The organism is Wolbachia endosymbiont of Atemnus politus (genome assembly GCF_013309895.1).
Window position 1 is genome coordinate 1 of sequence record NZ_JAAXCS010000020.1, and the last position, 15780, is coordinate 15780.

3 protein-coding genes and 8 pseudogenes are annotated in these 15780 nt (G+C 36.5%); 7 read left to right on the forward strand and 4 right to left on the reverse strand.

Features of this window, described 5'->3' with window-relative positions:
• Positions 1-76: 76 nt before the first annotated feature.
• Positions 77-733 carry a Glu/Leu/Phe/Val dehydrogenase dimerization domain-containing protein gene (locus HET73_RS02320; RefSeq protein ID WP_343033068.1) on the forward strand — a complete coding sequence of 219 codons (657 nt, stop codon included), beginning with the start codon at positions 77-79 and terminating at the stop codon, positions 731-733.
• A gap of 612 nt (positions 734-1345) precedes the next feature.
• Here the strand turns inward: HET73_RS02320 and hemF are convergent.
• A pseudogene (gene hemF, locus HET73_RS02325) lies at positions 1346-2075 on the reverse strand (oxygen-dependent coproporphyrinogen oxidase).
• A 163-nt stretch (positions 2076-2238) separates the two neighbouring features.
• On the opposite strand from hemF, the gene HET73_RS09810 reads away from it, so the two are divergent.
• From HET73_RS09810 to HET73_RS09355, 4 genes and pseudogenes are all read left to right on the forward strand, one after another.
• Positions 2239-2406: a hypothetical protein gene (locus HET73_RS09810; RefSeq protein WP_410543543.1), complete on the forward strand. Its 168-nt coding sequence runs from the start codon at positions 2239-2241 to the stop codon at positions 2404-2406.
• A gap of 504 nt (positions 2407-2910) precedes the next feature.
• Positions 2911-5137: pseudogene (locus tag HET73_RS02335) on the forward strand (response regulator); the annotation flags it as partial.
• Between the two features lie 27 nt (positions 5138-5164).
• Positions 5165-6001 (forward strand): annotated as a pseudogene (locus HET73_RS02340) (ParA family protein).
• Positions 5998-6850 (forward strand): annotated as a pseudogene (locus HET73_RS09355) (ParB/RepB/Spo0J family partition protein). The pseudogenes HET73_RS02340 and HET73_RS09355 overlap by 4 nt, the downstream one beginning before the upstream one ends.
• 174 nt (positions 6851-7024) lie before the next feature.
• Here HET73_RS09355 and HET73_RS02350 read toward each other — a convergent pair.
• Both HET73_RS02350 and HET73_RS02355 read right to left on the reverse strand, forming a co-directional pair.
• Positions 7025-7335, reverse strand: a pseudogene (locus tag HET73_RS02350) (TrbC/VirB2 family protein).
• Between the two features lie 76 nt (positions 7336-7411).
• Positions 7412-7643 (reverse strand): annotated as a pseudogene (locus tag HET73_RS02355) (TrbC/VirB2 family protein); the annotation flags it as partial.
• Between the two features lie 862 nt (positions 7644-8505).
• On the opposite strand from HET73_RS02355, the gene HET73_RS09645 reads away from it, so the two are divergent.
• A complete protein-coding gene (locus tag HET73_RS09645) occupies positions 8506-9849 on the forward strand; it encodes a hypothetical protein (RefSeq protein WP_174133964.1) in 1344 nt (447 codons plus the stop codon).
• Positions 9850-10244: 395 nt separating this feature from the next.
• Here the strand turns inward: HET73_RS09645 and HET73_RS02365 are convergent.
• Positions 10245-12788, reverse strand: a pseudogene (locus HET73_RS02365) (PD-(D/E)XK nuclease family protein); the annotation flags it as partial.
• A 105-nt stretch (positions 12789-12893) separates the two neighbouring features.
• Here HET73_RS02365 and HET73_RS02370 point away from each other — a divergent pair.
• Positions 12894-15780 (forward strand): annotated as a pseudogene (locus tag HET73_RS02370) (AIR synthase-related protein); the annotation flags it as partial.

Sequence of the window (15780 nt, forward strand, 5' to 3'; positions counted from 1 at the left end):
CTTGGTGAAGCTCCCAACATGTTTACCGTTGAAGGCATTTATATTCTAAATTTTTAGCCTCATATTAGAAAAGATAATTGGAGAATATGAAATGATATTTGGCTGGAAAGCTCAACATAGTCATCATAGATTTCCCAGCAAAGGGGGCATCCGATACAGTACCGACGGAAGTATAGATGTAGCAAAGGATATTTATAATCCTAAAGGCATCTTCCCCAAAGAGCTGGAAAACTATCGATTTTCTGGAACAGACGAATACAAAAGGGAAAACCTACTTCATGAGAAATGCGACAATCTCATTCCTGTAGCGGTCGAAAAGGCCATCACTACAAGCAATGCTAGCAAGCTCAACTGTAAGACCATCGCTGAAGATGCCAATGGCCCTAACACTCCTGCCGCTGACAAGGTGCTTATTGGTCGTAATATTCTCATCGTCCCCGATCTGTACATTAATACCGGAAGTGTTACTCTGTCTTACTTCGAGTGGCTCAAGAACCTGAATCACGTGAGCTACGGCCGGATACATTTCAAATATGAAAGGGAATCTAACAACCTACTTCTGGAGAGTATCCAAGAATCACCCGAAATATCCAAGAATCACTCTGCCAAGGACATCATGAAAACTGCCCTCAGATACAATCTTGGTTTAGATATTCGCACCGCTGCATACGTCAACTCTATTGAGAAGATCTACGATATCATCAGATATGCTGGCTTGAGTTTCACCAGTTAGTTTCTGCATAGCTCCCTTTCTTTAACATCCCTAAAGGCCACAAGCGGGCGAGCGCACGCGGAGGGAGCGATAGCATCAACTTGAGCGGAATTTACGTGATGATCCTACTCCAAGTTGTTATCCTTGCTAAAGTTCTCACTCTACGTTTGGCTTGCCTTGCTGGTGCGAAGAAATTCCCCTCCTCCTCTCCTCAAGAAGCTTTCCTTAGCGATTTGTCATGAATCCTTTGGAGAGCGTGTTCCGGCTCTAAACCGGTTGGCGTCAGGAAGGGCATCCGGCTGTAAAATATCCGCCAAAACTACATGGTATGGAGGAGGAAGTTATCGCCGACCCCACCTAGCATGGGACAAGGTGAAGACAAAGAAGAAGAAGATCATAATGGATATTTATCATTCATTTTAAAAACTACTATAGTTGAGATTTCATCTACTTTTTCATTAAAAAATTCTTGGGTTTTCTTGATAAATAAACTTTTTTCCTCAGTTCTCCATTTTTTTTGTTAATTTTAAGAGCTTTTCTCGCATCAACCATATTCTCTTAACTTAATGCGTATGATATATTTTTCACTCCCTACTAGAATTTAAGTTATCAAACTAGACCTTATTCATACATCTACAACCACCTAACAAGAGGTGGCATTGACATCATAATTGCATCTGGATTACCACCCGTCATTAAACCAAACCTCGTACCACGGTCATATAACAGATTGACTTCTACATACCTGCCACGTTTTATTAATTGGTTTTCTCGCTGTTTTTCAGTCCAAGGCTTTTGCATATGTTGACATATAATATGTAAATAAATTTCCAAAAAAGCTTCGCCTACTGCTTTTGTAAACTTGAAATCATTTTCCTAGCTACCAGAATTAAGATTATCATAAAAAATTCCATCAATGCCACGTGGTTCTTGTCTATGTTGTAAGAAAAAGTAATTGTCACACTGCTCCTTAAATTTTGGATAATATCCAGCATAAATTCTCATTTCTATATGTTGGAGTAAAGTCCATTCCTCCACCGAACCATTGTTTCGATGTATACATCAGCCTCGCGTTCATATGTGCTGCAGGAATAAGGGGCGATTGCATGTCAGATACCAAAAATAAACCACTTGCCCAAAATTCCCCATTGCTCTCACTTGCACCAGGGATTTCATTTATGATTGAATCTGCGAACTTTCCATGTACTTTTGAAACATTTACTCCTACCTTTTCAAAAACGTTACCGTAAATAATTGTAGATTTGCCACCTCCACCACCTGGACGATCCCATTTTCTCTTTTCAATCTTTGGGTCTGTATCTTCAATTGACAAGAAGGATTCTACAATCTTATCTCTCAGTATGCCGAACCATTCAAAAGCTTGTGTTTTTTGTTTTTCATAATATTTTGCTAGCTAATTTTTTATATCTAATGTTTAAGGGGAATAATTAGATTTAAATCTCATCAAAGGTGTTAATAAATCTATAATAATTAAATAAATATAATAAAGCATTTCTGTGTGTGCAATGAGCAAAAGATACATAGGCAGCAAGAAAGAGAACAGGGTTGACTTCATATTGAGAAGCCATGGAATGTCAATTATCTTTATGGCAGTCATCATGCTCTTACATCCAATAATAATATCAGCACTCTACTTTTTTGATATGTATGACCACACACACACAGCACATTAGTATAAAGATTAATCAACTGGTTAGTACTTTAATGACTCTCTTTGTAATATATAATGTCAAACGTTATTGATGCTTACTTAATATTATATAATTCCAAAATGCAATATTTGCGAATGTACTAAATCATAATACAGAATTTTGTCTTATTTTACACAGGGATGAGTGTATTGAAAAATATTAATGCGGCTCGAGACTAAGAAATTACTAAAGAAATAAAAGTTATTGGCCACCAAAAACTTAGAATGGTTTATTAAAACACAAAATAACAAATATTTCGAGGCGGTGCCTCTTTATCAATGGGTAGTTTAACTAAGAGAATTAAAATATGATAAAAGGGTTCGTGGGTGCATACAAGTTGCATGCACCCACGAACCCTTTTAGCATATTTGAATTCTCTTAGTTAAACTATCCATTGATAAAGAGGCACCGCCTCGAAATATTTGTTATTTTGTGTTTTAATAAACCACTCTAAGTTTTTGGTGGCCAATAACTTTTATTTCTTTAGATGAGGGTATTGTTTATGCTAATGTGAGATTCTATGAGAGATTCAAAGATTACATAGATAATGACATCACATTAAGTAAGATTTTTGAATTGGGATATATCTCAGAACAAGATAAAAAAGCATTATACCATGCACTAAAGAATAAATCTTATGTACAGGTACGCATTACCTTAAGTAAGAAAAATAGAATATCTAATTTTCTCTTGCTTTTTGATCCAATACCAGATAATCCCCCAAGTTGCTATAGGTAGTAATAAGATTTTAAATTTATCATTAGCACCAATAGCAAGACCACATGGGTATTTTGTGTTAAAAGCAACACAGATGAATAAAGAACAAGTATACGAAGAATTAATAGAAAAGCACAATGTAGGAACTTACATTGCAAATACTAAAAGGGAAATTTTATCAATAAATAAAAGGTATTTAGACTTGTTTGAATTGAAAAACTTGAGAAAGGCAGTTCAATCAATGATTTTATATTTCACTCTAATTATAATAACGCAACAACTGGTAATGAAATTTTGTTTTGTACCGTAAGTGGTGTTCCATTTAAGGCTAATATGAGCACTGCTATGTTTTTTGATAAACACCATCATCATTATATATATGGCCTTATTACACCAGTTGAATCGAATGATATTAATTATCAGCTGCATCCTTGTTTTGCAAATTCATCAATCGCTATTGCACAGTGCAATGTAAACGGCAACTTTATAAAAAAAAATACAGCGCTGATAAAACTTGCAGGGCCAGATAACAATTCAATCTTTATGCTAATATCAGATGACTATCATATGAAAATACGTGAATATTTTTCGAGCAATAGGATAAATAATGCGTCTTTTGATGTGCAACTTAACAACAATGATAACATGAAGATATATTTCAATAAGTGTCTTCATAATAGAATGATGTTCATACTTTGCTATTTTGTTGATAACACTGAGCATAAAAAACTATAGATAAAACTTGATCATTACCAAAATATTCAAGCTATAGGACTGGCAGGTGGCAGGACACACGATTTCAACAATATACTAACTGGAATAATAGGATTTTGTGATTTTCTTCTGCTCCGGCACTCATCTGGCGATCCATCTTTTGGTGATATAATACAAATACAGCAAAAAATGCAAAGCGTGGGTCAAATTTAGTTAAGCAATTGCTTGCTTTCTCAAGAAGGCAGACTAAGAAACCAAAGATCATCGATGTAAACAGTACGATAGCTAACCTTTATGAAATGATATAAAGATTAATAGGTGAGAATATAAAATTTACTGCCTATTATGGTAGAGATTTAGGTATGGTTAGGGCTGACCGGGGACAATTAGAACAAGTTATTATTAACTTAGTGATCAATGCTAGCGCTGCTATGGAAAAAGTGCGGAGAACTGACCATACGAACTTTCAATAAAAAGATTGATTCGCTAAATTCTACACCTAAGAATATGTTTTCTCCAGACAAGGAAGCGATTGAGCATGGAAATTATGTTGTAATTGAAGTCATTGACACAGGATGTGGAATGACGAGTGATACAATTTAAAAGGTATTTGATCCCTTCTTTTCTACTAAAGACATTACTTCTGGCACAGGCCTTGGCCTCTCTACTGTATATGGTATCATCAAGCAAACTGAAGGGTATATCTATGTTGCTAGTCAAATAAATCATGGGACAAAATTTAGAATATTTTTGGCTATGGTCTACATATCGGATGAAAACAGTAGAGAGGAGAACAACGAAGAAATAGAGAAACCAATAGTAAATGAAGTTAAAAAGCAATGGTATAATTTTATTAGTTGAAGACGAAAATTCAGTAAGGGAATTCACTACTAAAGCATTACAAAGAAAATGATTTGATGTAATAGAAACTAGCATGGGTAGCAAGGCATTAGAAATAATAAGCAAAAAAAGTCAACACATAGATCTAATAATAACTGACATGATAATGCCAGAAGTTAGCGGCCCAGAGATAGTAAAAGAAGTCTTAATTCACAGACCAGATATCAATATTATTTTTATTTCTGGATATGCGGAAGATGCGTTTCTGAAAAACGATACCATTAATATAGAAGATTTTCATTTTTTACCAAAACCATTCACTCTAAATGAATTGGGAAACAAAGTGCAAGGTATACTACACAAAGCAAAAAAAAAAAACAGTTTAATTTTGGGCAACAAAAAAAATTTTCTAATGCAAAAATTTCCAACATATATACAATAAAGTTATTTTGTACGTAAGATAAAAGGCGTGAGCAAGGTTATTGCGATAGTAAATCAAACGGGTGGCGTTGGTAAAACAACAACTAGTATAAATTTATCGACAGGCTTTGCTGCTGTAGGAAAAAACACTTTATTGGTAGATCTTGATCCTCAAGGAAATGCTAGCACCGGGCTTTGGATTTCTTATTGCAGTAGAGAAGAAAAAAAATTATTAAGTAGCGAAGATAAACTGATAGAATCAGCAATTTTCAATATAAAGGAAATTCCAAATTTATCGCTAATTTCGTCAGTAGTTGATTTATCAGCTGCAAAAATTGAATTATCACAACTTGAATGAGGAAAATTTGTGCTAAAAAGTGCATTAGAAAAAATACGCGATAATTATGAGTATATAATTTTTGATTGTCCCCCCCCCCCCCCCCATCACTTGGCTTGCTTACCATCAATGGATTGATCGCTGATGATTCTATTATTGTTCCTCAGCAGTGTGAATTTTTTGCTCTTGAAGTACTGAGTCACCTAGTAAAAACTGTGGAACTGATAAAAAGAAATAACTTAAACTTTTTTCTGCTAATAGAAGGAATACTGCTCACAATGTATGACAAACGCAACAAACTTAGCGAACAGATTAAGAATGACATTAGTCAGTATCTAAATGATAGGGTGTATAAAACAATTATTCCACTATATGAGACCATCATCACACGTAATGTCAGACTGTCAGAAGCGCCTTCTCATGGAAAAACCTGCTATTGTATACGATCTTAAATGTCCTGGTGCACAAGCGTATATAAATTTAGCAAAGGAGATTTTGAAAAAGCACGCAAGCAGCTGTAAAGAGAAGAAGCTGGAGGGCGCGGTATGAGGGATGACAGCCGCCTAGGTAGAGGCCTTGCTGGCCTTATAGGTGATAAATATGATAATAAAGAAGATCGGCAAGAGCATTTGTCTATTTCATTACTACATCTAAGCAAATTCCAGCCAAGAAGATACTTTGATGAAGAGTCATTGAAAGAACTGTGAAGTTCCATTGAGAAAAATGGCATTATACAGCCTATCGTAGTGCGCAAAGATCCAAATAATGAAGGTTATGAGGTGATAGCTGGAGAGCGTCGTTGGCGAGCAAGTGCAATTGCAAATCTCGATAGTGTACCGGTTATTATAAAAGATTTGAGCGACGAAGAATTCCTAGAGGTATCTATTATCGCGAACATACAGAGGAAAGATATTAATTAACCCAATAGAAGAAGGGGAAGCATACAAAAAACTAATAGATGAGTTCTCTTATACACATGAAGGATTAGCTTCAACTTTAGGAAAAAGCCGTAGTCACATAACTAATATGACTCGAACGTTGTCGCTCCCCGGCAGTGTGAAAAAACTGATCAATGAGAAAAAAGTTGTCTAACGGTCATGCAAGAGCATTGATTAATGTTGAAAAATGCAGAGAGTATTGCAGAGAAGATAATTTCCCAAGGCTTGAACGTTAGGCAAACTGAAAAATTAATAAGCGACTTACACCAAAATGGCAATTAAAAAAAAACAGAAATACACTAAAAATCAAGATATAGCTGCAGTAGAAGGCACTATATCTTCTCAACTTGGGTTAAAGATCAAAATTAATGACAATAATTCCAAGGGCAAAGTTATGATACGGTATAACAACCCAAGTGAATTAGATTTAATATTAAAAATTTTGAATAGAAAATTATAAACACTAAAAGTAGCCAGAATTGCTACATTCGAGTGAAGAGAACTTCAAGCAAAGGTTTAGGACACAATATAAAAATAGCGCTTGAAAGAAGTACTATTTTTGCCCTACTGCCTAAAACTATTAAATACATCGTCCTGCTGTATTGCGTTTTGTGCCTCCAATAATTTCTATTGCTTATTCCTCTACTGCTCCGTCTTTACAAATCACACCTTTGTCTGGCATTATTTTTGAAACAACAACAGGAGCACCAAAAAACACAGCAGTAAATACACCGAGTGCAAAAAGCGCTGGCCATGGCATTCTGCCAAATATTGCAAGCAATGCTGCACCTATTATTACTATCGTGATCATCGGCCCACCAATGCCATGAGCATAGCCTATTATCTTGCATATCACGCTTGATGTTGATTTTTGTCAACAAAAGCAGCACTTGTATCAAACGCAAAAGAGAGAATTAAAGCAACAAATATAAGAATTTTTTTCATTATACCTCCAATAATTTTTATCTTTTATGCTACTTCACTTTGATTAAATTTAGGTAAATGGTGCAAGGAGCACTATTTAGCAAGTGGAATTTTTGCTTGTCTTTTTACATGTATTTGCTTGTTGCATCCCATGTTGCATCATCAAGACAAGCACTCTCACCATTTTTACAAATTATACAGCCAGGTATTATTTTTGAAACAACAACAGGAGCACCAAAAAACTCAGCAGTTAATACACCCAGTGCAAAAAGAGCAGGCCACGGCATTCTGCCAAATATCGTAAGCAAAGCTGCACCTATTACACTGATAAACAAGCCATAGATATCTGGCATGATGTTTACTTTTTCTAATGCAGTTTTTCATGCTGATTACAAATCTGAAAACTATTTTGCTCTATCACGTCAGGTTTTCAAGATATCAACAAAAACATATATTTTTTAATCCCCTTTCGTTGGAATTTTTTTTTCATTGTTTTTTTTTAATGCTACGCCGAATTTTCCCATTGATTGTGAGTACAATTCAGGGCCCCCCGAAATCTTAATACCCCAATGAAAATATATAAGCTACAATGTTATTTAAAAATGTTTAGTCCCCCTTCACATTCCATTGCTTCCTAACATGGATATCTATCAGGAGAGAACCGTCTAATGGGCGAGAGCTTCGAGACTGGTGAAGCTGATCTTACGTCAATAGAGGACGCCACCTGACACATCCGGGTTCTGCGTTTTGCCGCGCTAAGTGTTCAGTGCTCTCCGTTGCTCAATTACGTGGGCAAATCTTGTTTTCGCGCGTGTTTTTGACCGCTGGAAATCATATCATCGCATTAGTGAAAGGTAACTGTATAGAAATTATATGAGTTGTATGTTTATTATATGAGTTGTACTATTCTTTCATTTGCTTCTTTTTTTATTTTCAGTGAAAACAATGGCATCTAGAGGTTGCATCAATTCACCAGATTTGTTTTGCTATGTGTGCGGCTATCTCACAAACAAAGCCCATCGGAAGACATTTACACCATTTCTGAGGAGAGCATATGAACTATACTTTGATTCGAAGGTTGACAGTGGTAAGTCGTGGGCACCACAGTTCATCTGTTTGACATGTGCATGCAACTTACGGGGTTGGATAAGGAAAGCGAAGAAGAACAACCATCTGGCATTCGGAGTTCCTATGATATGGCGTGAGTCAAGCAACCACACCACGGACTGTTATTTCTGTTTGACAAATGTCACTGGTTTCTCATACAAAACTCGTGCATCTGTGAAGTATCCAGATATTCCCTCAGTTTCAAAGCCAATTCCACATGATCCCGTCACTTGTCCAATACCAACACCACCTACAGAATACAGAGTCGATGAAGGAACGCAAGAAGAAAGTTCTCCATCTTCTAGCAACAACTCAAACTCTGACTACCATCCTGGTGAAGATATTCATTTGATAAATAATGATGATCTTTGCGACCTTGTACGGGACCTGGCACTAACAAAAGGCCAAGCTGAACTGCTAGGTTCACGTCTGAAAGAATTTAATTTGCTATCACCAGGTACAAGAACTTCACAATTTCGACACAGACACAAAGAACTCGTGCAGTTCTTTGCAATGAGTGACAATATGTGCTACTGCACGGACATCCAAGGTCTTATGTCAAGCCTCGGGGTAGAACATAGCACTGAAGCATGGCGACTGTTTATTGATTCCTCCAAGGCAAGTTTGAAGGCTGTATTATTACACAATGGGAACATGTATGCATCAGTACCGGTTGGATATTCTGCCCATCTAAAAGAGACGTACGAAACCATGTCGCTACTTCTTGAAAAAATTCGCTATCGCGATTACAATTGGAATATCTGTGGTGATTTAAAAGTTATCACTATTCTCATGGGAATGCAGACAGGGTACACCAAGTACTGCTGCTTTATCTGCGAGTGGGACAGCAGAGATAGGAAGCACCACTATATAAAGAAGAATTGGCCCATCAGAGATAAAATGCAGCCAGGTAGTAAAAACGTCCTTCGTGTGCCGTTGGTTGAGCGTGAAAAAGTTATTATGCCTCCACTTCATATAAAGCTGGGGCTCATGAAGAACTTCGTGAAGGCACTAGACAACAACTCAGATGCTTTTCGGCACCTATCCAACAAGTTTCCAGAGTTGAGTTATGCGAAAGTGAAAGAAGGTGTGTTCATAGGTCCACAAATAAGGAAGATCATTGCAGACAGTCACTTCGAAGACTTACTCAGCAGTACTGATAAAGATGCATGGTTGGCATTCAAGTCTGTTGTAGCCAATTTCCTTGGAAATAATAAATCTCCTGACTATGTAAATATTGTGCAGAAGTGCATTAGTGCGTACAGCTTGATGGGTTGCAACATGTCCCTCAAGATTCATCTCCTCGACTCACATCTCGACTTCTTTCCCGAGAACCTAGGTTCTGTCAGTGATGAACATGGCGAACGTTTTCATCAGGACATCTCGGTGATGGAGTCACGCTATCAGGGTCGATGGAGTGTTGGCTGACTACTGCTGGATGCTTCAGCGCAACATGCCAAATGCTCAGCACAAACGCCAGTCTACAGCCAAGAAATTCAAACCAAACTAACTTTAAATTAAGGAACTTTATGTTATACCTATGTATTTTATATGTGTATTATACCTTAAACTAGATGATGCTATATAGTTTATGTTAATTAGTACTCTATTCAGCAGTATGTGCTCTACTGTAACTTATCTGCGAGTTGTTTGCCTTGATACAATGTTAAACATATATAAATGGTTAATGTCAGATATCTCAAAAACGGTGGGTGATAGAGACAAACGGTTTGCATATTTTTAATCAGCATGTCTCAATTGTCTTAAAACACGTGTTGGATACCAAGATATCACCATGAAACTTTTTTTTGTTTATCAGTGTAAGGCAGATTATTTTTTAATTCTTGCATTTTGTATCTATAATTTTGTATAGAAATAACTTTAATTTTATCACAGTCAAGCTGCCAATAAGCAAGTTCTGAGACTTCTCTTTTTGTTATATGTTCTACCGCTAAGGCTTGTAAAATTAATTGCGGAAAAACTCCTGACATAACCTCCTCATTGGAAGGCGTTGTACCAAGTATTTAGTCTATAATTGCTACTTGCCCACTTGGTAGATATTCAAATCTATCACATCTTGCTGTCAGTAAAATTTCTTGTGGGATCAGATCTCTATTCGTCATCCAAGCAGTTTCATACTGATCACAAGAAATATAGATTCCAGCGTCGCGTACTGGAATGACACCAATATGAAATATCGGACAGGAAAAGCTCTCTTCCTTCTAGTTCCATCAAGTTCGACAAAAGATTGAATTATCCTTTGCAACCTTACCCACCACATATTTGAAAAATTAAGCTGACTAGTTGAGAACACTTCTTGTGCGATGCTCATTGGCGATTTTCTGTCACGTAAATATCTCTTCAGAATGTCGTGTACCATAGTGCCAAACACCAATATTGATGGCTTAAAATTCAAGTCTCTTAATTGTTTAAGGCCCAGTATATATTCAGCATAAAATGAATAAGTATTACGAATTAGCTTTTCTATTGCTCTGTAAGACATCACCTGCATTTTTTCTTTTCTAACTTCGGTTTGAGGTTTCGTCATAGGCTGAATGCATGGAACAATACATTCAGGTGTATTTAATGTTCTTAGCCAATCGCGATAAGAATATTTTGGTTCTTGTAACATAACTTCCAAACGATGCAATAGAATTGGCTTCCTATCGCTCAGTAATCTTGTAATGTACACTTTACTTGCACCAAATAAACTCTGCGCAGAGTATATAAAAAACACCCCTGCTCCTCTTGTACGGAAGGAAGGTCGAATTTTTCTCTTGCCAGCGCATTCAAAAACGGATTTTGAAAACTTGGCATATCATAAAATCCAGCAAGTACAACTTTATTGTGATATAAACTGAATCTATTGAGGTCGCTTGCTACAGAAAAAAACTCTTTCTTCAAAAACAAGATTAGAACTTGGCTATATAACTCCAGGGAACACTTAATCATTATGCCCTCACATGCATTTAAGAAATCACGGGTAAAATTACCTACTTCTTTACTTAGCTCTGAAAAATTTACATTAGAAAGCATTTTAATTCACTGAAAATGAGCTGTTATTGCATCAGAAATGGAGCAATTCATAACATTGATTAAGTGATTTAGTATAGCTTCTAATTTATTGATAATAAGCAATAATCTTCTTTATATTTTAGTTTTTTATTGGTACTAGTAGCACTTATAATATCCTTAATGTCGTTTGTATTAAAGCTGCGTAATATCTCTATCTCAAACTCAGATAAAATTTGAGTGTACTCTTCTTGAGTGTAACCAAATGTCACTAGCCTGTGTTTAAGAAGAGAAAGCAGTGCCACACTGTCCCAATTCGAGGTCAAAACCTCGATGCTATAAAGCAGAAGCGTTATATAAGAAGAGTTTTCCGGCGCGGAACATGCCACACGAGTGGCAAGTAATTTATCAAAGACACACAAAGAAACGTTTTCATAACCTTCATTGTCTATAATTAATGACATCACCTGTGCTTCTTCCTCCCTAGGTGTGACGCCCTAAGTGATGACTTCAATATTCCCAAATCGATCCGCCACTAGCTTCGCTTAGATCAGCAGTGGTATCAAAGATGCAGTCAATACTTTCGTTACCCGCATTCAAGCAGATCACATCCTTTTTATCAACATTTAGATAGTCTTCAACTCCTTCAGGCAATATTGATAGTGTCTTTTATCAAGTGATTTGCAATCTTTCTCTTTAATTTTCAAATTCAGGTTAAATAAAATTATCTTTCCAAGTGGTAGATCATATATAGCCTTGATCAACGACTTATAAATCTCTTCCTTTCCAATTCCGGCAAAAATTATATGTTGATCTTTTTTTGCAAAGAAACTATCATATTGTTTACGTAATCACTTTTATGTTTTAATATATCTACTACTCCGAAACATTTTAAGGTCTTATTCCAAATTTCAATAAGTAGATTTGTAAAATTTTCTATTTTTTTTGAATGCTCATCAAGCTGATAACAATCTGTTATTTGGGTACACTGAAGCAGTGATGGCAAGCTATAAGCTAAATCTATCGGGAAATTATCATTATTTTTTTTTATTCCACTCTAATATGAATTGAATCAATAGCAGTATCCTTTTCGTCGGATTGATAACTTTAACTCTATAAAGATTTAATATTAAATCTTCTTCATCAATGTTCTCTAGTAAAACTATCTCTGGCAGAATTATGCATTCTTTAGCGTAATAATTCTTAAATGAACTCAGCATCGCTATCACATCCCTCTTGCAAGAAAGTATGATCTTCACCTTGGAAATTTCTTCTCTCTCATATTCAGAAAATATGTGCTGAACTATCACATCGAAAAAGGATTCATCTACGTTAACGGTAAAAATTCTTCCCATGAAAAATGACAACTAGTACGATGTTTTATTGTATAAAACAAATTAAATATAAATGTGCTCACAGTTTCTTATGTTATTATATATTAAAATCTTTCATAACATTACATGGCAAACATCAGGATAGAAGTTTTAAACAAATGTGAGCAAGTCAGCGTTTATTCGATTTACATACGCGAAAAAATACCATCAAAACTACATGAAGAAATCTGTGGGCTATTTTACAACAAGATCATACAAAACTGCCGTTATTACCTCTGCAACGAAGACCTTGAAGAAGTTCAATATAACTTCATAGAACCACAAGCCAAGTGGGGTTTGGAGATAAGCTTCTCACCTGGCATGACCGATAATGTAGGCAACATGGCAAAACAGATTGTCAGAGAGTATTTAATTAGCAAATGCTATATTGACGAAGATGTTTATATCAAAGTAAGAAGTTCAAAACTGATCTTGGGTAAAGGGATCACACCAACCGAAGATGATATAGAATTAAACCCTATTACTGAGTATTGCACACTTATTTATAAGAAAATCGGCAACTGCCATTGGAGGCACTTCAGTAAACAAAATACCCCACCTGATGTCATTCCAGCGCGTAATGCTGGAATCCAGGAAAAAAACGAATGGATCCCAGTGTCAGCTAATTGGATGACACCAAGTAGTAATGGGGCCAAGCCTGTCAACTTCAATGTAAGTGACAAAGAGCTTGAGAAGATCAGCAGAGATAGAATCGATGGTAATGGCATTTTAGGGCTATCTCTCGCAGCAATGAAAGCTATAAAGGATTACTTCAATAAACTCGGTAGAAATCCATACGACATTAAACTTGAATTCCTAGCGCAGACTTGGTCTGAACATTGTAAGCACAATATTTTTGCTCTCCTATTGATGAAATAAAAGATGACCTATATGCACATTATATTAAGCGTGCAACGCGTGAGATAAATTCTGACATATGTGTGCCAGTTTTTTCCGACAACGCTGGAGGAATATTTTTTGGTGACGATTACTTGATTGTGGATAAAGTTGAAATCCACAATAGCCCTTTAGTTCTCGATCCGTTTGGTGGAGCAATGACTGGAGTGCTTGGAGTTAACCGCGATATACTGGGCTTTGGCAAAGGTGCAGAGCCAATAATGAATACCAATTAATTCTGTTTTGCCAAAAAGGCAAATTTTATATGGATAATGAGCGCACTGATGAAATTTTGCACCAAAATATATCATGAAAGTAGTAATTCACGGTGTTAATGTTGCTGGCAATTGTTCTGGCATTCCAACACAACTTGGATCGGTATATTTTGACGATAGATTTTGTGGAAAACCGTTGGTCTTTGTTGGAAATGTCGGAATTATTACGCGCAATATAAATAATGCACCTTCACACATTTAAAAGCCCAAAAACGACGATAAAATTGTAATTATTGGCGGAAGGATTGGAAGGGATGGAATTCACGGTGCAACGTTTTCTTCGGAGGCACAACCGGGAAACAGCCCTTCAACAGTTGTGCAAATTGGCGACCCTTAAACGCAAAAAAATTGTCCAATGCTGTCATAGAGGCAAGGGACCTCGGTCTTTACAATACAATAACAGAAAACGGAGCGGGTGTTCTATCGTGGTCTATCGGTGAAATGGGAATGAATGGATTTTAAGTTGATTTAAGCATGGTTCCACTTAAAAACGATGGTATGGCCCCGTGGGAAATATGGATATCAGAATCACAAGAGAGAATGACTTTAGCAGTGCCGGAAGAAAATCTCCCTATCTTTAAGCAAATCATGAAAAAACATGATGTGGAAGTCAGCGCGATTGGAGAGTTTAATGAAAGTGGCAAAGCCGTTGCTAAATGTCCTGAAGGAACAGTAATAATGGACATGGAAACTGAGTTTTTGCATGATGGTAACTCTAGAATGCATTTACGGACAAAGCCGTGGCCCTCCCCTTTCATCCAAGCTGGAGCATCACGCGCTGGAAATCCGTCTTTTTTAGAAGTTGAACTAAAATAAATGCTGAGCAGAGCAAACATATGCAGCAAGGAGTTTATAGTGGTGCTATATGACCATGAAGTCCAGGGTTCATCATTACTGAAACCATTGCAAGGGAAAGGAAGAGTGTGCAGCGAAGCTGTTGTTTCAAGACCAGTACTTTTCTCAAATAAAGGAGTGGTTAAATCGCAGGTGTTCGGCTCAAGTTATAGAGAAATCGACACTTACCATATGGTAGCATGTAGCTGCAGAAGGAAATATAAATCATCTAGCGTTGCTCGACAATTTTTGTTGGTGTAGCGCTTATAATCCAGAAAGACTGTGGCAACAAAAGAGAGCCGCGGAGGCTTATTATGACTTTGCAACTGCATTTAAAACCCCATTCATATCCGGAAAAGATAGTATGTTCAATGACTTCATGGGATATGATGAAAATGGCAAGAAAGTGATAATCTCTGCGCCATCTTCCTTATTCATTTCAGCAATTGGAATTATATAAAATGTTAAAAACGCGGTATCGCTTGACGTAAAGATGCCAGGAGACTTGATATATGTGCTTGGTACAACATACCACGAACTTGGCAGATCTGAGTATCAATTATATAGCGGAATAGGTAATAACAACGTACCAAAAGTCGATGCAAAGAGCGCCAGGAAGTTGTACGAGCGCTACAATCTTGCAATAAAAGATGGAATAATTGCCTCTGCAATTGCACCAAACTTAGGAGGCCTAGCTATTGCTTTAGCAAAATCGCTAATTGCAGGAGACCTCGGGGCTGAAATTGATCTCTCACTAGTGTCAACAGGAAAAACACAAAATACAGATATAATAAACAAGATAATAATTAGTTCTGAATCCCAAAGTAGAATTTTGGTTACTATTGCCCCACAAAATCAGCAGAGGTTTGAAGAATTGTTTAAAGGTGTATGTTTCTCACATATCGGCAAAGTGACAGAGGAGAAAACCCTAAATATAAAGGATAACTTAAAAGTAGATCTTAAAGATT

Coding starts and splice junctions, on each gene's coding strand:
- HET73_RS09645 (WP_174133964.1), top strand. CDS start 8,506: ATGATATGGCGTGAGTCAAGCAACCACACCACGGACTGTTATTTCTGT.
- HET73_RS09810 (WP_410543543.1), top strand. CDS start 2,239: ATGAGCAAAAGATACATAGGCAGCAAGAAAGAGAACAGGGTTGACTTC.